Source organism: Alishewanella sp. HL-SH05, from assembly GCF_052655985.1.
Map to the genome: position 1 here is coordinate 1869469 of NZ_CP199753.1, position 23284 is coordinate 1892752.

General features: G+C 46.3%; 20 protein-coding genes. 7 read left to right on the plus strand and 13 right to left on the minus strand.

Annotation, left to right across the window (positions count from 1 at the left end):
- The first annotated feature begins 169 nt into the window (after positions 1 to 169).
- Entirely contained in the window at positions 170 to 1045 is an 876-nt protein-coding gene (locus ACUJFL_RS08520) for a glucosaminidase domain-containing protein (protein WP_306176616.1), read from the plus strand.
- Between the two features lie 196 nt (positions 1046 to 1241).
- Here ACUJFL_RS08520 and ttcA read toward each other — a convergent pair whose 3' ends face one another.
- The 11 genes from ttcA to ccoN form a co-directional block, all read right to left on the minus strand.
- Positions 1242 to 2162, minus strand: a complete 921-nt coding sequence (ttcA, locus tag ACUJFL_RS08525; RefSeq protein ID WP_445429007.1) for a tRNA 2-thiocytidine(32) synthetase TtcA — start codon at positions 2160 to 2162, stop codon at positions 1242 to 1244.
- 68 nt (positions 2163 to 2230) lie between these two features.
- The gene (gene uspE / locus ACUJFL_RS08530; RefSeq protein ID WP_445429008.1) at positions 2231 to 3163 is read right to left on the minus strand and encodes a universal stress protein UspE; all 933 of its coding nucleotides are present in this window, start codon (positions 3161 to 3163) and stop codon (positions 2231 to 2233) included.
- Positions 3164 to 3260: 97 nt separating this feature from the next.
- Entirely contained in the window at positions 3261 to 3965 is a 705-nt protein-coding gene (gene fnr / locus ACUJFL_RS08535; protein WP_226750972.1) for a fumarate/nitrate reduction transcriptional regulator Fnr, read from the minus strand.
- 35 nt (positions 3966 to 4000) lie between these two features.
- Positions 4001 to 4675 carry a sulfite exporter TauE/SafE family protein gene (locus tag ACUJFL_RS08540; protein WP_445429009.1) on the minus strand — a complete coding sequence of 225 codons (675 nt, stop codon included), beginning with the start codon at positions 4673 to 4675 and terminating at the stop codon, positions 4001 to 4003.
- On the minus strand, positions 4665 to 4844 hold the full coding sequence (ccoS, locus tag ACUJFL_RS08545) for a cbb3-type cytochrome oxidase assembly protein CcoS (protein WP_226750974.1): 180 nt from the start codon (positions 4842 to 4844) through the stop codon (positions 4665 to 4667). The genes ACUJFL_RS08540 and ccoS overlap by 11 nt, the downstream gene beginning before the upstream one ends.
- Complete coding sequence (locus tag ACUJFL_RS08550; RefSeq protein ID WP_445429010.1) at positions 4841 to 7222, minus strand: heavy metal translocating P-type ATPase; 2382 nt, start codon at positions 7220 to 7222, stop codon at positions 4841 to 4843. The genes ccoS and ACUJFL_RS08550 overlap by 4 nt, the downstream gene beginning before the upstream one ends.
- Before the next feature lie 14 nt (positions 7223 to 7236).
- Complete coding sequence (locus tag ACUJFL_RS08555) at positions 7237 to 7722, minus strand: FixH family protein (protein ID WP_445429011.1); 486 nt, start codon at positions 7720 to 7722, stop codon at positions 7237 to 7239.
- 66 nt (positions 7723 to 7788) lie between these two features.
- A complete protein-coding gene (gene ccoP, locus ACUJFL_RS08560; RefSeq protein ID WP_229585842.1) occupies positions 7789 to 8763 on the minus strand; it encodes a cytochrome-c oxidase, cbb3-type subunit III in 975 nt (324 codons plus the stop codon).
- A complete protein-coding gene (locus ACUJFL_RS08565; protein WP_226750978.1) occupies positions 8756 to 8938 on the minus strand; it encodes a cbb3-type cytochrome oxidase subunit 3 in 183 nt (60 codons plus the stop codon). The genes ccoP and ACUJFL_RS08565 overlap by 8 nt, the downstream gene beginning before the upstream one ends.
- Before the next feature lie 5 nt (positions 8939 to 8943).
- Entirely contained in the window at positions 8944 to 9552 is a 609-nt protein-coding gene (gene ccoO, locus ACUJFL_RS08570; protein WP_226750979.1) for a cytochrome-c oxidase, cbb3-type subunit II, read from the minus strand.
- A gap of 11 nt (positions 9553 to 9563) precedes the next feature.
- On the minus strand, positions 9564 to 10991 hold the full coding sequence (gene ccoN / locus ACUJFL_RS08575) for a cytochrome-c oxidase, cbb3-type subunit I (protein ID WP_226750980.1): 1428 nt from the start codon (positions 10989 to 10991) through the stop codon (positions 9564 to 9566).
- A 284-nt stretch (positions 10992 to 11275) separates the two neighbouring features.
- Here ccoN and ACUJFL_RS08580 point away from each other — a divergent pair, with 284 nt between their 5' ends.
- Complete coding sequence (locus tag ACUJFL_RS08580; RefSeq protein ID WP_306176610.1) at positions 11276 to 11701, plus strand: hypothetical protein; 426 nt, start codon at positions 11276 to 11278, stop codon at positions 11699 to 11701.
- Between the two features lie 85 nt (positions 11702 to 11786).
- Here ACUJFL_RS08580 and ACUJFL_RS08585 read toward each other — a convergent pair whose 3' ends face one another.
- Together ACUJFL_RS08585 and gap are read right to left on the minus strand one after the other, a co-directional pair.
- Complete coding sequence (locus ACUJFL_RS08585) at positions 11787 to 12638, minus strand: D-hexose-6-phosphate mutarotase (protein WP_226750982.1); 852 nt, start codon at positions 12636 to 12638, stop codon at positions 11787 to 11789.
- 98 nt (positions 12639 to 12736) lie between these two features.
- On the minus strand, positions 12737 to 13744 hold the full coding sequence (gene gap / locus ACUJFL_RS08590) for a type I glyceraldehyde-3-phosphate dehydrogenase (RefSeq protein WP_226750983.1): 1008 nt from the start codon (positions 13742 to 13744) through the stop codon (positions 12737 to 12739).
- 208 nt (positions 13745 to 13952) lie between these two features.
- On the opposite strand from gap, the gene malQ reads away from it, so the two are divergent.
- The 5 genes from malQ to purT all read left to right on the plus strand — a co-directional run bounded on the left by malQ (position 13953) and on the right by purT (position 23241).
- Positions 13953 to 16145: a 4-alpha-glucanotransferase gene (gene malQ, locus ACUJFL_RS08595; RefSeq protein WP_445429012.1), complete on the plus strand. Its 2193-nt coding sequence runs from the start codon at positions 13953 to 13955 to the stop codon at positions 16143 to 16145.
- A 48-nt stretch (positions 16146 to 16193) separates the two neighbouring features.
- Positions 16194 to 18383, plus strand: coding sequence for a 1,4-alpha-glucan branching protein GlgB (gene glgB / locus ACUJFL_RS08600; RefSeq protein ID WP_445429013.1), 2190 nt, complete (start codon positions 16194 to 16196; stop codon positions 18381 to 18383).
- A gap of 9 nt (positions 18384 to 18392) precedes the next feature.
- Positions 18393 to 20441 carry a glycogen debranching protein GlgX gene (gene glgX / locus ACUJFL_RS08605; RefSeq protein WP_445429014.1) on the plus strand — a complete coding sequence of 683 codons (2049 nt, stop codon included), beginning with the start codon at positions 18393 to 18395 and terminating at the stop codon, positions 20439 to 20441.
- Positions 20442 to 20527: 86 nt separating this feature from the next.
- Positions 20528 to 22057, plus strand: a complete 1530-nt coding sequence (gene gndA, locus ACUJFL_RS08610; RefSeq protein ID WP_445429015.1) for an NADP-dependent phosphogluconate dehydrogenase — start codon at positions 20528 to 20530, stop codon at positions 22055 to 22057.
- Entirely contained in the window at positions 22054 to 23241 is a 1188-nt protein-coding gene (gene purT, locus ACUJFL_RS08615; RefSeq protein ID WP_445429016.1) for a formate-dependent phosphoribosylglycinamide formyltransferase, read from the plus strand. The genes gndA and purT overlap by 4 nt, the downstream gene beginning before the upstream one ends.
- The last annotated feature ends 43 nt before the right edge of the window (positions 23242 to 23284 follow it).

Here is a 23284-nt window from a genome sequence, read left to right on the forward strand (position 1 = left end):
TTTTATCAGACAGACTAAATTTGCAATGATTTCAGCATAAAATGCGTAAAAAAACCCAGCGTAGCAACTTTTGGTCGAATCTAGCAGACTAAGGCGGTAGAATGGCAGGTTAAATAATAATAATACGTTCTAATAGTGTTGAATTGTTGTTTCATGACAAAGGTGGTTAATGCTGTTTTTCCGAAAACTATTGCTGGTATTGTTTTGGTTAGGGGTGCTGATTGCCACGTTAAGCCCTTTTAGCCAACTCGAACCATTAAAAGAAAGCGATTCGCTCGAGTCTTTTGAGCAATGGCAGATCCCAACTCGGCTGTCTGCATTATCGCAGGCTGATCAGAAAAAACTGCTACAGCGGTTGGCTTATCCTCGCTCTGAAATTCCCGCTCGGCCGTTACCCGACTTTAATGCCATTACGGATGTCCGTAAAAAGAAAAAAGCTTTTTTTGATTATTTGCGCCCTCACGTGCGTCGCGAAAATCAACGCTTGCTGTTATTGCGCGAGCAATTATTAGAAATTGAAGATAAAAAGCGTAAGAATATGCGCTTACATATCGACGAATATGCCTTTCTTTATAGTTTGTATGATGAGTTCCGCTTAGATATTACTGAAACGGATATGGCATCGCTGCAAGAATTACTGTTGCGCGTGGATATTATTCCGGAGAGTTTAGTCTTAATGCAGGCAGCCAATGAGTCGGCTTGGGGCACTAGTCGTTTTGCCGTGGAAGGCTATAACTTTTTTGGGCAATGGTGCTTTCGGGAGGGCTGTGGCCTCGTGCCATTAAATCGTGCTGAAGATCAGTTTCACGAAGTGGCCCGATTTGAAGATGCTGCCGCAGCGATTAGCAGTTATTTTTATAATCTGAATACTTTTCATACCTATGAGTCGTTACGCCAAATCCGCTGGAAGTTGCGTGAGGAGGATCGCCCCATACGTGGTGAAGCATTGGCGCATGGGTTGCATGCTTATTCTGAACGTGGTGAAGAGTACATCGAAGAGATAACCGCCATGATCCGTTATAATCGACGTTTTTTAGAGGATTAAGCTGCTCGCTATTGCCCGCGCTGCGATATGCTGTTGGGTATCGTTTAGCTGAACATCACCGCTAAGCAGGCAAATGCGCATAAGCCAAGGTGCAGCATGGTTATCAAAGGCAGACAGGCATAGCGTGCCGCTATGCCAAACGAAAGGCTGCGCTCCAACAGCATGATGCTAAGTAAAGCGCAGCGATAATCAGGGGTTAGTTTAACTCGACCGCTTGTAGCAGCGGCTGCTCATCATCGCTTTCTATTTCTAAGCCAACCGGAATGCTGGGGATAGTCGCTTTATCAAATGCTAAATCACCCTCAGTCACTAAAGCGTCGCCCTTCGTCAGCTCTGCGAAATTAAACAGCGATTTATCTGCTAAATGTGATGGCACGATGTTTTGCATGGCTTGAAACATGGTCTCGATACGCCCTGGAAAGCGTTTATCCCAATCTTGCAGCATCTCTTTGACCACTTGGCGCTGCAGGCCGTCTTGTGAGCCACAAAGGTTACAAGGGATGATCGGGAATTGCCGTGCAACAGCGTATTTTTCAATGTCTTTTTCTTTGCAATAAGCCAAAGGCCGGATCACGATATGCTCACCGTTGTCACTGACCAGTTTAGGCGGCATCGACTTCATCTTGCCACCATAAAACATGTTCAAAAACAGGGTTTCAAGCATATCATCACGATGATGGCCTAACGCAATTTTAGTGGCGCCCAGCTCTTTTGCGGTGCGATATAAAATGCCCCGGCGCAAACGTGAACACAGCGAACAGGTGGTTTTACCCTCTGGAATTTTATCTTTGACTATCGAGTAGGTATCTTCAGTAACAATCAGATATTCAATACCCAGCTGGTTTAAATACTGAGGTAATACCTCAGCAGGGAAGCCAGGTTGTTTTTGATCGAGGTTAACGGCAATGAGGCTAAAGTTTACCGGCGCGGATTGCTGTAAATTCATCAGGATATCGAGCATGGTGTAAGAGTCTTTGCCGCCAGAAAGGCAGACCATGATCTTATCACCTTCTTCAATCATGCCGAAATCAGCAATGGCTTGACCCACGCCCCGGCGCAATCTTTTATGTAATTTGTTCAGATTGTATTGAGCTTTTGCTTGTGCTGCGTGCGACATCAGTAACTACCCGCCAGAAAAAAGGCGCTCATTATACCCAACCTCGCGCCTTTACCAAAGTCTGATAGTTAGCTTTTTTCAAGCGGACAAATAAAGTCAGCCGGTTTCATGGCTAATACATCGCAATCTAAGCGGTCGATGACATGTTCAGCGGTATTACCAATGATCGCCGCGGATAAGCCCGTACGCCCAATAGTGCCGATAATGACCATTTCGGCATCCAGCTTTTTGGCCAGTTTCGGGATCACGTCTTCGGGCATACCTTCTAACACATGACATTGCTCGTTACTAATTTGATGTTTTTCGGCCAGACTTAATATCGCATCTTTATGATGGCGGCGTAGGGTGTCATTGTATTCTTGTGGATTAAACTCGGGGATCTCAATCGCGATATTTACCGGGGTGCCGGGGTAGGCATTGACTAAATGCACCCTAGCATCGAGTAATTGCGACATTTGTTGTGCTTTGTGGATCACTCGTTGATTTAATGACAGGTGATGCTCTTGCTCACTACCCGCATTAACGGCAGCAATGATATTGCCTTTAGCAGGCCAAGCATGATCTTTAACTAACAATACTGGGCAAGGACATTTACGCAAAATATGCCAATCGGTCGGCGTAAAAATCATCGATTTTAAAACATCATGATCATGCGTCCCTTTGATCACCAGATCATAATCATTATCTAAGACGGTTTTCACTACGGCTTCAAAGGGGCGATTGTGCCAAACCACGTGCATTTTGATGTTTAAACCCAAGGCGCTGGGTTGTTCTAAAAAGGTTTTGACCCAAAGCTCGCGATCTTTAATCACCGACTGTTTCATCGATTCGCGCTCGTCACCCGATAACATGGTGGTCATTTCGTAAGAGAATTCATAAACACTAAGAAAAGCGGTCAGTTGACAGCCTTGTTTGCGGGCAAGTTCGATGGCCCTATCGAGCGCTTTTTGCTCATCAGCGCTCGGATCTAAAACCACTAACACATTATTGTAAATAGACACTAAAGCTTCCCTCTTAAGTCAATCAGCTTATCTAAGTGTAGACCAAGATAAGCGATTAATAGGGATTTATGTTTGTGCTATATCAAGTTAAGAGGAGTTAACATTGGCCTGAAAGCGCGGTTAAGCTGGGAGCATCCAAAATGGTGATAAGTTTGCCATCAACTTGAATGATTTCATCTTTGTGCATTTTACTCAGCAAACGGCTGATGGTTTCTACGGTCAAGCCCAAATAATTACCAATGTCGCTGCGGGTCATACTGAGCCGGAAGGCTTTTTCAGAAAAACCACGATTGCCATAACGAGAAGCCAAATGATTTAAAAAAGTTGCCAATTTTTGCTCTGCGGTTTTACGATTTAACAGCAACATCATTTGTTGATCAGATTGAATATCTTGGCTCATTAAACGCATCATTTGCTGGCGTAGTTTAGGTAATTGACTTAACAGATTTTCAAGGTTTTGATAGGGTATTTCACAAATCATACCGGTTTCTAAGGCTTCAGCATAGCTGGCATGTTTTTCAGTATTGATGGCGTCAAAACCAATGACATCGCCAGGTAAATGAAAGCCGGTGATTTGCTGCTCACCTTGTGAGGTGAGCGTAAAGGTTTTAAAAGAACCCGTGCGGATGGCATACAGCGATTTAAGCTCGTTACCGCTTTCAAACAACATATCGCCTTTGTGCAAAGGGCGTTTTCGCTGAATAATATCATCAAGTTTGCTCATTTCTTGCTCACTGAGCGAAAACGGTAAACACAGCTGACTAAAACCGCAATCCTGACAATTTATAGCTGAACGTTGCATCACACACACCCTTTTACCCTTAATAGGGTAACAGCTTAAAAAACTAGTCTATGCAAAGCAAGCCATATTGTGTAAATACCATAAACCGCTAACAATAATGCCGCACTGTAACGAAACCATAATTGGTTTTTTAGTTTGACTAGGCTATTAGCCGCGGAGCCAAATACCAGTAACGCCGGTAAGGTGCCGACGCCAAAAAGTAACATGATCAGTGCACCGCTACTGGCACTGCCGCTGGCTAAACTCCAACTAAGGGTCGAATAAACCAAACCACAAGGCAAAAAGCCCCATAACATGCCATAGCTTAAGGCTTTACCACTGCTATCAAGCGGTAATAAGCGTTTGGTATAAGGTTGGATAAAGCGCCACAAACCTTGCCCTGCGCGCTCTAAGCGTGTTAAACCAAACCAAAGTCTCGCAATATACAGCGCCATCGCCAGCAATAATAAGCCGGCCAATAAACGTAACCCAATAAAAGTGGCCCCGGTAATGCCCATGGCGGTCGCACCAAAATAACCGACCAAGCCACCAAAGCAGGCATAAGTAATCAAGCGGCCAAGGCTTAACAACACTTGTAAGCGAAACTTTTGCCAAGCACTTTGGGCAGGCATGGCAAATTGTAAGGCGGCAACAATACCACCGCACATGACTAAACAATGGCTGCTGCCTAAAAAGCCAATCAGCAGCGCCGCGACATAATCAATGTTCATCAGGCTTGTTCGGTGGTGTCGCTTTGGGCTTATCTTCGTCGAACAAGATACTTAAGCCTTCTTTTTCTAAATCTTCAAATTGCTTTGAGCGCACCGCCCAAAAGAAGATACCAATGCCAATAGCCACAAACAGGATGGCAATCGGGATCAGTACATAGATAATGCTCATTTTTTCAGTAACCTCAATGAATTGGATACCACTAACAGCGAGCTAAACGACATGCCAATCACGGCAATGTAAGGGGAAACAAAACCCGCAACGGCTAGAGGGATAATAACCAGATTGTAGCCCACTGACCAGCCAAGGTTCTGTTTGATCACCCGGGCGGTTTGTTTGCCACCTTGAAGAAGGTTTTGTAATAAGCGCAAATCGGCTTTTAAAAATACCACATCTGCTTGGTTTTTCGATAAATCGGTGCCAGATTGCACCGCAACTGAAATATGCGCAGCGTTAAAGCTCGGACTATCGTTAATACCGTCACCCAGCATCAGCACTTTGGCACCTGTTGCGATTAATTGTTGGATCTCGGTGACTTTATCTTCAGGACTGCAGCCTTTGTGCATAAAGTCGAGTTTTAACGCTGCGGTTAATTGTTCTGCTTGTACCGAGTGATCACCGGTTAACATCCCCAGTTTATAGCCTTGCTGCTGAAGTTGCTGAATTAACGCCGTCGCTTCTTCGCGTAATTTATCGACGAGTTGCAACTTGGCTTGCAGTTGGTTATCGAGAGTAAAATACACCTGCCATTCTGGCTCTGCTGGTACGCCACAAAATTGTGCGCTGCCCACTTTGAGTTGCTGGCCTTGCCAACGAGCACGAATACCGGCGCCAATGGCTACCTGTACGTCGTTTAATGTTAGGGGCTGCGTTAAATACGGCGCAAAGGCCCGGGCAATCGGATGCTCAGAATATTGTTCTAAATTTGCCACTAAGTTAAGTAAATCGGTTTCAGCAAGGGCAGGGTTGACCCTGTGCACCTGTTGTAAGCTAAATTTACCTTCAGTTAAGGTGCCGGTTTTATCTACCACGATATGGCTAATGTTGGGTAAAACCTCAAGCACTTGAGCATTTTTAATCAGCACGCCTTGTCGATTTAATCTGGCCAAGGCACAGGTTATCGCCGTGGGGGTCGCTAAGCTAAGGGCGCAAGGGCAGGTGGCAACTAACACCGATAGGGTGACCCAAAATGCGCGGCTAGGATCCCACCAGAAATACCAAAGTAAGAACGTGAGCAGGGCGATCACCAATAAACGCTCGACAAAATACTTGGCTAATTGGTCGGTTTTTTCGACTAGTTTCGGTTTTTGGCTCAGCGTCAGTTGTTGTAATTGAATGATTTGACCTAAGCGCGAATGGGCTAAAACTCGGCTTACTTGCACCTGTAATAAACCATCGTGATTAACGCTACCGGCCAATACTGTATCGCCAATTGTTTTACTGATCGCGCGATATTCACCGGTTAACATCGACTCATCAACTGAGCTTTGTCCGTCTTTTACTATGCCATCGGCGGGCAGGGTTTCACCGGCTTTTACTAAGATGATATCGCCCGTCTGTAAGCGCCGAGCCGATGTGGGCTGTGGCCCTTGCTCGGTGTGAAGGGTGGCCGTAACCGGCATGATTTTTAATAAATTACTGGTCGCTTCGCGGGCTTGCGCACGGGCGCGGAATTCAAAGAATTTGCCTAATTGCAGCAAGAAGGTAAACATGCAAACGGATTCAAAATACACTTCGCCGGTTTGCATCGCGGTGGCATACGCAGATGCAAAAAAGGTGTAATACAGGGCCAGCGTAACCGGCACGTCCATATTCATTTGTCGTGCCTTAATACTGCGCCAAGCACTGACTACAAAAGGTTTAGCGGCATACAGCACCACAGGGATCGTTAAAAGCAAACTGATCCAACGCAGATAGCCTTCATGGGCTGTTTCAATGCCAGTGTATTCGCCAAAATATAGCGCAAAAGCCAGCATCATCACTTGCATAGTTAAAATGCCGGATACCGCGAGCCGCTTGAGATAACGGTTAAGCTCGAGTTTGAATTTGTGCTCTTCTTGATCGGCTACAAAGGGGCTGGCTTGATAACCAATATCGTTGATACGTTGTAAAATAGCGCTGAGTGACAGCTGTTTACTATCAAATCGCAGCAACGCTCGCTGGGTTGAGGCGTTAATGCTCACACTGTGGAGCTGAGGCAGTTTGCGAAGTTGTTTTTCGATAAGCCAAGCACAAGCTGCACAGCTCATACCACTGATGGACAATTCAATATCGGTTAGCTCATTATGCTGCTGACTAATATCGGCTAACACCGCCTCGTTATCAAATTGGCTTAATTCGGCGCTGAGCTCCAAAGGTAGAGCATCGATCTTCGTGGCTGCAGCCGTTCGAAAACGATAATAATCGGCAAGACCATTACTAAAGATAGTATCAGCGACGGCTTGGCAGCCAGCACAGCAAAAATAATGTTCTTGCCCGTCAAGGTTTAAAGTAAAACGATCGCCAGTGTGTACCGTTTCATGGCAATGAAAACACCTCACTGCTGCCACAGCCATTATCCTTCTTAATAACCCAGTTTAATTTCTTGTTCTGCCGGCAGTGTTAAGTTGGCGCGCAGTCGCCATTCTTCGGATTTGTCTGATACGGTTAAACGCCAGCGGCCGTTTGGGGTGATCGGTAATGTTGCCACATACAGTAGCTCGCCACTGCGTTCGGCATCTACCGCAAAATCCTGTGCGCCTAGGGTAGGGTGGTAAAAATCAAGATGAATAGTTTCACCCAATACTTGGTTTTCAGTAAATCGAATGACCGCCCGATTACCGGCGACTAAAATACGTGCATCCATATTGCGCAGGGCGGCTTCGCGATATTTCGCCAGTTGCATATTGATACTTTTACCGGCTTGATAATAGTCGTCAATGACGATCTCAGGCTTATGCTGCTGCATCACCACAACGGTGTGAACGGCTTTTAATGCGGTAACCACAGGGATGGCGATTAACACCCAGGTCCAAGCGTATTTATACCAGGGTTTAGTATCTTCTTGCATAACTCACCTCGTTCATAAAACTAAGCCCCTTTACGGGGCTTAGTGCGCTTCGGATTGCTGTGCGGTTTAGCGCAAGTCTTCCGGATTAGACAGTCGGTACACATAAGCCGTTAGGATATGCACCTTGTCTTCGCCTAACGTTGTTTTAAAGGCTGGCATAACACCGTAACGACCTAAACGCAGGGTTTCTTCGATAGTGGCTGAAGAACCGCCATATAACCAAATGTTATCCGTTAGGTTAGGGGCACCGAAAGGTAAGTTGTGCGCAACACTACCACGACCATCAACACCGTGACAGGCAGCACACATACCAAATTTCGCTTTTCCGGCTTCGGCATCTTTTTCGTTAACAGCACGACCTGATAGCTGCAGAACATAAGCGGTCATCTCTTTGATGCCTTGGTCACCGAGTGCGGCTTCCCAACCTGGCATGGCGGCTTTACGACCGTGCAATAAGGTTTCTTTGATCTTGTCTGCTGTGCCACCATATAACCAATCGTTGTCGGTTAAATTTGGGAAGCCACGTTGGCCGCGTCCATCAGAACCATGACATAAGGCACAGTTTTGTAAGAACAAGCGCTGGCCAATCTTTAACGCTTCTGGATCGTAGGCTAAGTCCAATACATCGCGCTGAGCAAATTGTTGAAATACGGGGCCATACACTTCATCAGCTTTAGCCACTTCCATATCTAACTGTACGTTACGGCCTTCAGCTTGAGCTTGTAATACTGCTTGGCGAGATTCTTCCAAAGATTTGATACCTTGGTTAGAGCTGGTCCAACCTAAGAAACCTTTGTAATTACCTAAACCTGGATAGGCGGCTAAGTAAAACACCGACCAGACTAAGGTGGCAAGGAACATGTACGTCCACCATTTTGGTAGTGGGTTGTTAAATTCCTTTAAGCCATCCACTTCGTGATCAGTGGTCTCATCTTCAGGCACACCGACATAGTTTTTTAAGTTCCACATGATCAGGACTAAACACAGCACCAATACTGGGATGGTTAGTACCCAAATCCAAAGACTCCAGAAGCTACTCATGCTCCGACTCCCGTTTAGAATGTTGTTTTTTTGATTCTGGCTCGTCATCAAAAACAAGGTTGGCGGCTTCGTCGAAATCGGACTTACGTTTTTTACTGTAAGCCCAAATAACGAAAGCAACAAACGCGACGAACAGAATCACTGTCAGAATGCTATGAACTGTTGCAAATTCCATGGCGATTACTTTAAGGCTGTGCCCAGTGATTGCAGATACGCAATCAGGGCTTCCATTTCAGTTTTACCTTGCACTGCTTCAGCTGCACCAGCGATATCTTCATCCGTGTACGGCACGCCGAACTTACGGAATATTTCTAATTTTTTCGCGGTATACTTGCCATCAAGCAGGTTAGCATCTAACCACGGGTAACCTGGCATATTTGACTGTGGCACCACTGAACGAGGATCCATTAAGTGAGCATAATGCCAGTCGTCGCTATACCGTTGACCCACACGAGCTAAGTCTGGACCCGTCCGCTTGGAACCCCACAAGAATGGGTGTTCCCAAACACTTTCACCGGCAACAGAATAGTGACCATAACGTTCTACTTCAGCACGGAATGGACGCACCATCTGGCTGTGACAGTTGGTACAACCTTCACGAATAAAGATATCACGACCTTCCATCTGCAGCGCTGTATAAGGCTTTAAGCCATCAATCGGTTGCGTGGTTTCTTCCATAAACATCAAAGGCGTAATTTGTACTAGGGTACCGAAGCTGATGGCGACGATAGTTAACACCCCTAACAAGCCCACGCTTTTTTCGACTTTTTCATGATGATTCTTTTGCATGGTCAGTCTCCTTAAGCCGTCGCCACTGCAGGCTGTGCAGCGGGATGTTTACTACTTACCGTTTTGTAGACGTTGTAGGCCATGATTAACATACCTGTTACGACGAATACACCACCGATAAAACGCATCAGATAGAAGGGCATAGAGGCTTCAAGGCTTTGTACAAAGCTGTAAGTCAGGGTGCCGTCAGTGTTCACTGCACGCCACATCATGCCCTGCATAATACCGCTGATCCACATAGCAACGATGTAAAGTACCACACCGATAGTGTGTAACCAGAAGTGAGTGTTGACCAGTTTTACGCTGTACATACCGGCTTTATTAAAGACCGTAGGGATTAAGTGGTACATCGCGCCAATTGAAATCATCGCAACCCAACCCAAAGCACCTGAGTGCACGTGGCCGATAGTCCAATCAGTATAGTGCGATAATGCATTAACTGATTTGATTGCCATCATTGGGCCTTCAAACGTCGACATACCATAGAATGATAAGGAAACGATTAAGAAGCGTAAGATAGGGTCGGTTTTCAGTTTATGCCATGCGCCTGACAGGGTCATGATACCGTTGATCATACCGCCCCAGCTTGGTACGAATAAAATCACTGACATCACCATACCTAAAGACTGGGTCCAGTCTGGCAGGGCAGTGTAATGTAAGTGGTGTGGGCCTGCCCAAATATATAACGCAATCAGTGCCCAGAAGTGCACAATTGATAAGCGGTATGAGTAAACAGGGCGGCCTGATTGTTTGGGTACGAAGTAATACATCATCCCTAAGAAGCCTGCGGTTAACAGGAAGCCGACCGCATTGTGACCATACCACCACTGCACCATGGCATCGACGGCACCGGCATAAATGGAATAAGACTTAACTAAATTAAGTGGGATAACCATGCTGTTGACAATGTGCAGCGCAGCAACCGTGATAATAAAACCACCGTAGAACCAGTTGGCCACATAGATATGGCTGGTTTTACGTTTGGCTAAAGTACCAAAGAAAACAATCGCGAACGACACCCAAACGACAGTAATTAAAATATCGATTGGCCATTCTAGCTCGGCATATTCTTTACTTTGGCTAATACCCATTGGTAAGGTAACTGCCGCGGCAACAATAACCGCTTGCCAGCCCCAAAATGTAAACATGGCCAGCTTTTCAGCAAACAAACGGACCTGACAGGTGCGTTGCACAACATAATAACACGTGGCGAACAAAGCACTGGTTCCGAACGCGAAGATAACCGCATTGGTGTGTAAGGGACGAAGACGGCTGTAGGTCAGCCACGGGGTGTCGAAGTTAAGCGCTGGCCAGTATAACTGGGCTGCAAGTAATACACCCACCACCATGCCAACAATACCCCATAATACGGTAGTGATGGCAAAGAGGCGGACAACGCTATAGTTGTATTCAACATTTAACGGTTTGGTCTGGCTCATGTTGAGTTCCGCTGCAGTTTTGCTGGTTACTAAATATACCACCTTGAGGTGGCCCTTCTTGTGATAGGTAGGTAGTATCGGCACACTATTCATTATGCCTAATCTTACCTACTATATTTGGCTCGAATGATACGAGTTTTACCGGTCAAAAGATAGGTAAAACAACCGTTTTTATGATGTAGAACAAAGTCACTGTTCAATTTATCATCGCTTTTCGGTTGCGCTGGTTTTTTTTATGCTGTTACGGTTAAAATAGTGTTTTAGCACAATCTAGTGGCAATAAATTGTTGATACGAACTGCGCTTAACGTTGTTATTTCTTTACTCTTTTTATTGGCGTTCACAGCTTGTCAACCACCTGCCAAGGATACCAGTCAGCTACTGTTGCTGCAAACCGCGACGCTGCAACTCACGCTCTCTCCAGAGCATGCACCTGTAGAAACCCCTTTACAGCTCCGTTTACAAAGCCAAAAGCCTTTACGAGCCATCAGTGGTGAGCTCCAAGGTATTTCCATGTATATGGGGCGCATTCCGCTAGTCTGGCGCCAGCAAGCAGCAGAACAGCCTGAGGCGTTAACCACTTGGCAGGCCGAGCTGTTCTTGGGCGCTTGTAGCGATCCAAATATGCAGTGGCAATTACAATTGATTTTGGATTATCAAGATGGTGAACGTGAACTGCATCAGCTGCAGTTCACCTCAAGTTGGCGCTAACGCTGTGACTCTTGTCTTTGTTAACTTGCAGTGGGTTAGGGTTATCAATCTGCAGTTGTGCCGATTTAATTTGGCGCTAGCGCCGTTACTCTGTTTTTGTTAGCTGTAATGTCTGTGTTAACTGCAATGGGCTAGGGGTAGCCATCTGCAGTTGTGCCGTTTCCACGCAGACAAATTCTTGATAACCGTGATCAGGCAAATCCGCCATCGCTTTGCTACGTTCTGCTGCCGGGTTCCACAGCACGGTGCTGTCATGCCCTTGTTGGTCAATAAGTAGCTGATAGTGACCGCTTTGCATGCTTAATTGCGCTGCTGGCTCAAGATACACCCGATCAATTTCTTGATTAAACACGACGGGTTCCGCTTCAATAAAATGTTGTTGCCTCACCTTATCCATAAAACGCTGACCCAAACCCTGCACAGTGCAAGCGTTCAGGGAGGGCACTTGGAAATAGCTGTGTAAAGCCGCTTGTTGTAACATGGGTTCGTCACATTCGAGTGTGATACTCAGCTTATCGGCATAAAGTCGCAAGCAAAGCGTTAAGCTGAGTGTTTTAGCCCGATGTCCAGGCATATCATCGATACTGATGCTTAAGGTTAGGCTATTAAAGTCGCTGTGCGCTTGGCTGTCGATATAGGTCCACATTCTATTGCGCACTAACCCATGATTGGGTACGGCTTGCTGCTCTGGGTTTAATTTGGCTTCAATTGGACCAAACCAAGGCCAGCAAATCGGTACCCCCCCGCGTAGCGGTTGTTGTTGATGCCAGCTTGCAAGTGGCGATAACCACAGCGTTTCTTGCCCAGGTTGCGGTTGATAAGACAGTAAATGCCCACCATAAAGTGACACCACTAAACTGGCTTGCTGAAACTGTAAGCGATAACAGGGTAGATCGGTAAGATGGGCAAAACCCAATTGTGCGCTTGCGCTTGACATGCTATTCCCCAACAACGGTGCTGTGATGATTAAAACGTTATTATAGGCTTAAACGCAAACAGCCAGCAAAGGCTGGCTGTTGTTGAAAAGCGTAAGGCTTAGAACTTCATTAATTCAACGGTGTTATCTAGCATACGGTTGCTAAAGCCCCACTCATTATCATACCAGCTCATCACTTTGACTAAACGGCCCAATACGCGTGTTTCAGTGGCATCAAAGATAGATGACATAGGGTTGTGGTTAAAGTCGATTGATACCAAAGGTAAATCGTTAACATGCAATACCTGATTCATCGGGCTGCTCGCAGCAGCTTGGCGAATAATATTATTCACTTCTTCCGCGTCGGTTTCACGACCGGCGATAAAGGTTAAATCAACCAACGACACATTTAACGTCGGTACCCGTACCGCTAAACCGTCAAATTTGCCTTTTAATTCAGGTACCACTAAACCCACGGCCGCTGCCGCACCGGTTTTAGTTGGGATCATAGACATGGCCGCTGCGCGAGCACGACGCAAGTCAGTGTGATACACATCACTTAAACGTTGATCGTTAGTATAAGCATGGATAGTGGTCATTAAACCTGACTCAATACCCAGCGCCTCATATAAAGGTTTAGCAATCGGCGCTAAACAGTTCGTGGTACAAGATGCGTTAGAAATAATGTTCATCTCTGGCGTTAAAATCTGATGGTTAACACCATAGACAACCGTTGCATCGACATCTTTACCAGGTGCAGAAATAATCACTTTCTTGGCACCTGCGGTTAAATGCGCGCCAGCCGTTTTACGATCGGTAAACAGGCCAGTACATTCTAGTACGACATCTACTTTCAGCTCAGCCCAAGGTAAATCGGCAGGGTTACGAACGCTTAACGTGCGGATCTCATCGTTATTAACATAGATAGCTCGCTCATCATGCTTAACGTCAGCCGCGAAAATGCCATGGGCAGTATCATATTTTAATAAATGTGCATTAATTGACGCATCACCTAAGTCGTTAATAGCAACCACTTTAATATCGTAATTTTTGCTGCTCTCATAGAGTGCGCGTAGTACATTACGACCGATACGGCCGAAACCGTTAATAGCAACACGAATTGACATAAGAACCCCGCTGTTAAGTGCTAGACTAAGTTTTAAAAAGTAATATCAATATAATATGTAGTAAAATTACATTTTTTGCCACATTTTTCAAGCTTGAAAACTGTTTTGTTGGCTTTTTTGTAATTTTATGACATAAATTAGCTCATGACATCGGCATCTATGCCGCTTAGTATGCTTTATATTAGTTCTAATTTGCCAAGGAATTCCAATGGACGCAGCTTTACGGGCACAACTTATCGCTTTTAATGGTATCGAAACACATTTTAATGATGCCTGGGGCCAGCCGACAGAAGTCAGCGAAGTCAATCAATTAGCCTTATTAGCCGCAATGGGTTACCCAGTTGCAGATGATGACGCGACCCGCACAGAATTACTTGAACGACAACTCGATTTTTGGCAGCAGTTAATTGCCCCTGTTTCTGTCCAGCCGGTCGCGGAGCAATGGCAACTTGAAGTGCAAGTGCCATTAGCCTTGGCTAACACAGATTTTGTTTTGCAACTGATCACCGAGCAGGGCAAGGTAACGGATTATCCGTTAACGCCAGTTAATGGTGAGCTAACGCAAGTGACCGTGCTGCAAGAGGAAGAATATCAGCAATATTTACATGTCTTCGATGGGGCATTGCCATTAGGTTATCATCAGTTGATCTTAACCTGCGCCGGCACAGAATTGTCAGTTAGCCAAAAACTGATTATTGCGCCTGAGCGCTGTTATCAACCGCCTGCCTTTACTGAACAAAAACAGTGGGGCACGGCAATCCAATTATATGCGCTGCGTTCAGCGCGAAATTGGGGCATTGGTGATTTTACTGATCTGAATAATTTAGTGCGTTATCTTGGGGCGCATGGTGCTGATTTTGTTGGGTTAAATCCTATTCATGCGCTTTATCCCGCCATTGCCGATAATGCCAGCCCTTATAGCCCGTCTTCGCGGCGTTGGTTAAATATTATCTATCTTGATGTTACCGCTGTACCGGGCTACGCCCAATGTGCTGTTGCACAACAGCAAGTTAATAACACCGCGTTTCAGACGAAATTAAAAGCGGTGCGTGCCGCAGACTGGGTGGATTACCCCGCCGTAATGACGTTAAAACTGCCTGTATTGAAAAGCTTATATCAGTGGCTGCAAACACAAAGCACAAAACAGTCAAAACTTCTGGCTGCGTTTGCACAATTTAAAGCCGATGGCGGTGAGAGCTTACAGCAGCTAGCCTTGTATGATGCGCTACATGCTTGGCTGTATCAGCAAGACTCACAATATTGGGGTTGGCCAAACTGGCCAGAGCAATACCGTGATCCTAATGATGCCGCAGTACTACAATTTGCCCAAGATCACGCGGCGGAACTCGATTTTTATTGTTACCTGCAATTCCTGGCCACAGAGCAATTAGCGCAGGCGCAGCAACTGGCTAAAGACAGTGGCATGTTGCTAGGTTTATATCGCGATCTCGCCGTGGGCGTAAGCGAGGCATCTACTGAGATCTGGGGCAACCCTGAGTTATATTGTCGTGATGCCAGTGTAGGTGCTCCGCCTGATCCATTAGGGCCGGCCGGACAAAACTGGGGGCTGCCACCAATGAAGCCTTATCAGTTATATCAGCAAGCTTACCAGCCGATGATTGATTTATTTCGCAGTAATATGCAAAACGCGGGGGCGCTGCGCATTGACCATGTGATGGCGCTTCTGCGATTGTGGTGGGTACCTAAGGCCGCAACTAATGCCGGTGGCGGTGCTTATGTGTATTATCCTATTATGGATTTGCTCGGGATCTTAGCCTTAGAAAGTCAGCGGCAACAGGCGGTAATTATTGGTGAAGACCTAGGTACGGTGCCAGACGGTATTCGCGAGTTATTGCAGCAATTTGGCATGTACTCTTATCGGGTATTCTTTTTTGAAACGGCTGCCGATGGTGGTTATATTTCGCCAGCACACTACCCGCAACAAGCAATGGCGACACTCAGTACGCATGACTTGCCTACCTTAATTGGTTTTTGGCATTGTGAAGATTTAAAACTGGGCAAAGCACTGGGGTTATATCAAGATGAAGCGCAATTAGAGCAGCTTTATCATCAGCGTCATCACAATAAACAACGTATTTTAGATTCTTTGCATGGCCATAACTTGCTACCCGCTGATTACCCCCGTAGTGTTGATCAGCTAGCCATGGACAGGGTACTCAATTTTGCCTTACAGCAACATTTAGCCAGCGGTCGCTCACAATTATTATGTTTACAAATCGAAGACTGGTTAGAAATGACGCAACCAGTCAATGTGCCTGGCACCAGTAACGAATATCCAAACTGGCGACGTAAATTAAGCCGTGATCTGGAGCAATGGACCACCGAAGCACCGATCAATGATTTATTAAAGCAGCTCGCACTTCGCCGTAAAGGCCAGTAATTGTGTTGACTCTGGATTAAGCAACAATAATAAGATAAGGACAAGGTAATGAACTTAACGTTTTTTGCGCAAGCGCGCTGCAGACAGCCCTTTAGCGTTTTAGGTTGGCAGTTAATGCAACCAGACAATAAAAATAAAGGCTTAGTGTTACGCTGCTATCTACCTCATGCGAGTGAAGTTGAAGCTTTTGACGCTAAGACTGATAAAAGCTTAGGACAATTAGCTGAAGTGATAGGCTGTCCGGGGGTGTTTGAACTGGCGCAGCCCAGAAAACGTAAAGCCGTGCCTTATTATTTTCAAGTAAAGCAAGGACAACACCAATACCGTTTAGTTGATCCCTATCAGTTTACTGATCAAGCCTACTATGCTGTGCATTTTGTGCATTCCCATCCAGAAAATTTATACCGCCAGTTAGGCGCTCAGCTGATCACTTTAGATTTTGCTGGTAAAAGCCTTCCGGCGACTCGCTTTGCCGTATACGCGCCGGATGCCAGCACCGTCAGTTTGGTTGGCGATATGAACCATTGGGATGGCCGTTGTCATCCGATGGAGCGCACCGAATGCGGGCATTGGGTATTAGTGATACCTGAAATCGCCACTGGTACTCGTTATAAATTTGAAGTTAAAAACAAACATGGCGATTTATTACCGCACAAAGCCGATCCGCTGGCGTTTTATGCTGAGCAATATCCGTCACATGCATCCTTAGTTTATGATCATGCTGCTTATCAGTGGCAAGATCAGAACTGGACAACACGAAAGGCTGGCAATGTCTATCAAAGTGCGATGAGCATCTATGAAGTGCATCCAGGCTCTTGGCGTCGTGACAGCGACAATGCCCCGCTGAGTTATCAAGCGCTTGCTGCACAGTTAATTCCTTATGTGCTTGAGATGGGATATACCCACATCGAACTGATGCCGATTATGGAACACCCCTTTGATGGTTCTTGGGGCTACCAGCCATTGGGCTTATTTGCGCCGACCTCTCGCTTTGGTCATCCAGATGACTTTAAAGCCTTTGTCGATGCTTGCCATCAGGCCGGTATTGGCGTGATTTTAGATTGGGTTCCGGCGCACTTCCCTGAAGACGGCCATGGCTTAGCACGGTTTGATGGCAGTTGTTTATACGAATACGAAGATCCGCGTCGTGGCTGGCACCCAGATTGGAATTCCTGCATTTATGACTTTGGTAAAGACTATGTGCGACAGTTTCTAGTAGCCAGTGCTCTTTATTGGCTCGAACACTTCCACATTGATGGGATCCGTGTCGATGCCGTGGCCTCGATGTTGTATTGGGATTATTCTCGAAATGCGGGAGAGTGGGTGCCAAATATTGATGGGGGTAATCATAACTATGAAGCCATTAGTTTGTTTCAATGGCTTAACCGTGAAGTGTATAGCAAGTTCCCTTTAGCGATGACCATTGCGGAAGAGTCAACCTCGTTTCCTCAAGTATCACGCCCCACTGATAGTGGTGGCTTAGGCTTTGGCTTTAAGTGGAATATGGGCTGGATGAATGACAGCTTGCGCTATATCAGTAAAGATCCGGCTTATCGGCAGTATCATCATGGCGATCTGACGTTTTCAATGGTTTATGCCTATAACGAAAACTTCATTTTACCGTTATCGCATGATGAAGTCGTGCATGGTAAAGGCAGTTTGTTAGAAAAAATGCCGGGTGATGAATGGCAAAAAGCGGCCAATATGCGTGCCTTTTTAGCCTTTATGTTTGCCCATCCGGGTAAGAAAATGAATTTTATGGGCATTGAGTTTGCGCAAGCGCGAGAATGGTCGCACTCACAAAGCTTGGATTGGCACTTACTGAGCTTTGATAAGCATCGCGGTATGCAACAACTTTTTCGTGATTTAAACCATACCTATCGCGGTCATACGCCCTTGTACCAATTAGATTATGATACTGCTGGTTTTGGTTGGTTAGATCATCAGGATGCCGCACACAGTACCGTAAGCTTGTTTCGGCAAGATGCCGCAGGCGAGCGGGTTTATGTGGTCAGTAATTTTACCCCGATCCCACGCAATGATTTTTGTTTAGGTGTGGCACAGGCCGGTGAATACGAGATCATTTTAAATACCGATAGCGAACATTATTGGGGCAGTAACTATCCGGTGCAGCAAGCACCTTTGCTAGCGCTTGAGCAGGCTATGCACGGTCAGGCTTGTCGTATCGTGTTAAATTTACCGCCATTATCGACGTTATACATTCGACAAAAAATCTAAGGAAATACCATGACCGCCGTCATTGGGTTGTTAAAAATGTCTGCTGGCCAGCCGAGTCCGTTAGGGGCGAGCCTAGTGCAAGCAGAAACGTGGAATTTTGCTGTGTATGCTCCAGATGCCAGTGAACTGACCTTGTGTTTGTTTCTGCCCGATACCGAAGAGTTGCTTGCCGAGATCCCCTTTCAAGGCCGCACTGGTGAAATTTGGCATGTGGCGGTCAGTGGTATTGAACAAGGCTCTTTATATGCGCTAAAAGCGGCTGGCCCCAATATTCCAGATGCAGGTTTACGTTTTGATAAAGAGCGTTTATTACTTGACCCGTACTGTCGTAAGCTAAATCGGCCGCAAATGTGGCAAGAACGTCAGTACGCTAGCCACAGTCATTATTCTTTAGCGAAAGGGGTGTTAGAACAGGCTCCATTTGACTGGCAAGATAGTGTTAAACCTGCGATCCCTCGGGAAAAAACCGTCATTTATGAAGCCCATGTCAAAGGCATGACCATGCAACATCCCGATGTGCCTGAGCATTTGCGCGGGACCTATTTGGGCTTGTGTCATCCGGCGATTATTGAACATCTGTTAGCGCTCGGCATTACCACGGTGCAATTATTGCCGGTGGCTTCTTTTATGGCCGAGCCGCGGCTCAGTGCGTTACGTTTAACCAATTATTGGGGTTATAACCCGCTGAATTTTTTTGCACCGGAACCGCGTTATCAGTATGAAGATGCAGTAGCCGAGTTCAAAACCATGGTGCGCACCTTGCATCAACATGGCTTAGAAGTCATTTTAGATGTGGTGTTTAATCACACGGCTGAAGCGGGTGAAGATGGCCCAGTGCTTAGTTTTCGTGGTTTAGCGAATCGGCAGTATTATCTGTTTCATAGCCATGGTGAAATGATTGATTACCAAAATTATTGTAATTTTACGGGGTGTGGCAATACCTTGAATGTGTCGCATCCGATGATGCAGCGTATGATAATGGATGCCTTGCGTTATTGGTTAACCGAGATGCAGGTAGATGGTTTTCGCTTTGATTTAGCCGTGACACTGGGCCGGGAGTTTAAACGCTACAATCCGTTTGCGGCTTTCTTTCAAATCGTTGCGCAAGATCCGGTGATCAGTAAAGCTAAGCTGATTGCGGAGCCTTGGGATGTCGGGCCTTTTGGCTATCATTTGGGGCAATTTCCGGCGCACTGGTCTGAGCTTAATGATAAATGTCGTGATACTTTTCGGGCGTTTTGGCGTGGCGATCAAGGGGTGCTCCCCGAATTTGCTACACGCTTATTAGGCTCGCGCGATATTTTTCAAAAACATCATAAGCCCGCCAGTTGCAGTGTGAACTATATTAGCTATCACGATGGCTTTACACTCAGAGATTTAGTCAGTTACAACGACAAACACAATTGGCTAAACGGTGAAGAAAACCGCGATGGCCACGGCCATAATCTGAGTAAGAATCATGGTGCGGAAGGTGTAACCTCGGATGAAGCCATTATTAATGCCCGTAATCAACATCGGCGTAATTTGGTTGCCACTTTAGTGCTTAGCCAAGGGATGATCCATTGGTTAGGCGGCGACGAGCTAAGTCATACTCAGCATGGCAATAACAATGCGTACTGCCAAGATAATCCGATTTCTTGGTTAAATTGGCAGTTAGATGGGCCCGCCACTAAGTTTCTGAAATTCGTACAACAAATGCTGAAAATGCGCCAGTCATTATGTTGTTTACAGCAAATTAGCTTATTAGACGATAACTACCAAAAACATGGTGATAAACACCACGTGCATTGGTATTTAATGGATGGCACCGATATGAGCGAACCGAATTGGCATGAATCTGACCGGCACAGTTGCATGGTGGATATTGTAAATGACAATAGCGGTCAGCGTTTGTTGTGTATTCTTAATGCGTCGGATAAAAATCAAGCGGTCAGCATTCCGGCGCCTTTGCGCAACTTATTGTTTGACACGTCAGTGAATGACGGTTTAACGCCTGCTACAGCCGTGCGTAAAGATAAGTGGTTGCAAAGCGCTTATAGCTTATCGGTCTGGCAGTAGGTTTATGCTGGCATATAGCCTATAATGCGCGGCATTTTTCGACCCGCGCCAGTTTGCGCGCTTTCAACGTTGTTAAGGATCGTTAGATGACAGACAGCACAACTCTGTGTGAAATTGGTTTTGTTGGGGCAGGGGTAATGGGTAAAAACCTTATTCTCAACCTGGCAGATAACGGCTATCGAGTGGCGGCTTTTGACCTTGATAACCAGAAATTAGAGGCTGTGTTAGCACAAGATGCGGCAGAGCAAGGCGATAAAGGCCCCCGAGTTGTCGGGTGTAGCTCGTACACCGAATTGTTATCACGCTTATCTGCGCCTCACCTAATAGTGTTATCCGTGCCTGCGGGCAAAGCCGTTGACGATGTGTGTCATAAATTGATCGATGCCGGTATTCAAGCCGATGACATCGTAGTCGATACTGGTAACAGTCTGTGGACGGATACTGTCGCGCGAGAAAAAAGCTACGAAGGTAAATTTATCTTTTTCTCCACGGCCGTGTCAGGTGGTGAAGTGGGTGCCCGGTTTGGCCCTTCTTTAATGCCCAGTGGCGATCCTTACGCGTGGACTCGCATTAAACCGATGTGGCAAGCCATTGCCGCCAAAGTGGATCCAAAAACCGGTAAGCCAATAGAGCGTTTTGAACCCGGTAATCCAGTGACAGAAGGTGAACCTTGTGCGGCCTATATTGGCCCCAGTGGTTCTGGCCATTATGTCAAAATGGTGCACAACGGTATCGAATATGCCGATATGCAGCTGATTTGCGAAGCCTATCAAGTGATGCGAGATGTGTTAGGCATGTCGGCGGCGGCCATTGGTGAGATTTTCGTGCAATGGAATGATGGCCCACTGCACAGTTATTTAATGGATATCAGTGCCCAAGTCTTAGCCACTAAAGACAGCGAAACCGGCTTACCGCTGGTTGATGTTATTTTAGATAAAGCCGGTCAAAAAGGCACGGGCCTGTGGACTGCCGTCAGTAGTTTACAATTAGGTAGCCCCGCGCCCACCATCGCTGAAGCGGTCTATGCTCGGGCAATTTCAGGCTTAAAAGCCGAGCGGGTAAAAGCCGCTACGGTATTAGCCGGTCCTGCTCAAAATTTATTTTCAGAAGAACAGCAAGCCGACATGATCCAAGCACTGCATGATGCTTTGTATTGTGCCAAAATTTGCGTGTATGCACAGGGCTTTCATCTGATGAAAACGGCTGCGGCCGAGTATGGTTGGCAGTTAAATTTTGCCGAAATCGCTAAGATTTGGCGTGCGGGCTGTATTATTCGAGCGGTGTTTTTACAATCGATAACTGAAGCTTACGAGCGAAACGACGAGTTGGAAAACCTGCTGTTGGATCCGTTTTTCTCAAAGCAAATTTCAGTGTATCAACAAAACTGGCGCAAAGCCGTGGCCAACGCGTCGCTGGCGGGGATCCCTGTGGCCGCGTTAAGTTCGGCTTTAAGTTACTACGATGCTTATCGCACTGCGGTATTACCGGCTAATTTATTGCAAGGCCAGCGTGATTTCTTTGGTGCTCATACCTTTGAGCGTACGGATAAAACCAAGGGTAAAACCTATCATGTTGATTGGAGTCGTCCTGAACGGCCAATGGTGAAAGTAAAATGAGCGTTGTCATTGGCACACCCGGCACAAGCAGCAGCACTAAGGTATTGTTATTAGGCGCTGGTGAATTAGGTAAAGAATTGTGTTTAGAATTAAAGCGTTATGGCTGTGAAGTAGTAGCGGTTGATCGTTATCCTAATGCTCCTGCCATGCAAGTTGCTGATAAAGCGGTGGTGATCTCGATGCTCGACAATGCCGCACTGCGACAGTTGGTGATCACGGAAAAACCGGCGTTAATTGTGCCAGAGCTAGAGGCGATAGCGACGTCGGTGTTGCTGGAGCTGGAAGCCGCAGGTTTTAATGTGGTTCCTAGTGCTCAAGCGGTTAATTTAACCATGAACCGCGAAGGGATCCGCCGTTTAGCTGCAGAAACTTTGCAGTTGCCTACTTCCAATTATCAATTTGCCAGCGATAAAGCCGGTTATCTGGCTGCGGTGGCTGCGATAGGTTATCCCTGTGTGGTCAAACCGATTATGTCTTCTTCTGGCAAAGGGCAAAGCGTATTACGCAGCGATGCCGATGTTGAAGCAGCATGGGTTCATGCGCAAGAAGGCGGCCGTGCCGGTAAAGGCCGTATCATTGTCGAAGGGTTTGTTGATTTTGATTATGAAATTACCTTACTGACGGTAAATTCTATTTCAGGCATTCAGTTCTGCGATCCGATTGGCCACCGGCAAGAGCAAGGCGATTATCGTGAAAGCTGGCAACCGCAACAGATGTCGATTGTTGCTGCGCAAAAAGCTCAACAGTATGCTACCGCTGTGGTGCAAGCCTTGGGGGGTAAAGGCTTATTTGGCGTTGAGCTTTTTGTTAAAGGCGATGAAGTATGGTTTAGCGAAGTGTCACCTCGGCCACACGATACCGGTATGGTGACCTTGATTTCACAGCAGTTAAGTGAATTTGCACTGCACGCTCGTGCGATCTTGGGTTTACCTATTCCTAGCATTAAACACTACGGCCCAGCTGCTTCGGCGGTATTATTGGTGCCTGGGCACAGCCAAAATATTCAATATCATATTGGTGCGGCGGCATTAATGCAGCCCGATACGGAACTGCGTATTTTTGGTAAGCCCGAAGTACAAGGCGAGCGGCGCATGGGGGTAGCTTTAGCACTGGCTGAAGACACCCAAACCGCATGCCAAAAAGCGCTTGCTGTGATCAGTCAACTACAGGTTAACTTACAGTAAGCTTCAATGAGTGTTTCATCGTAACGTTAAAGAAAAACCCGAG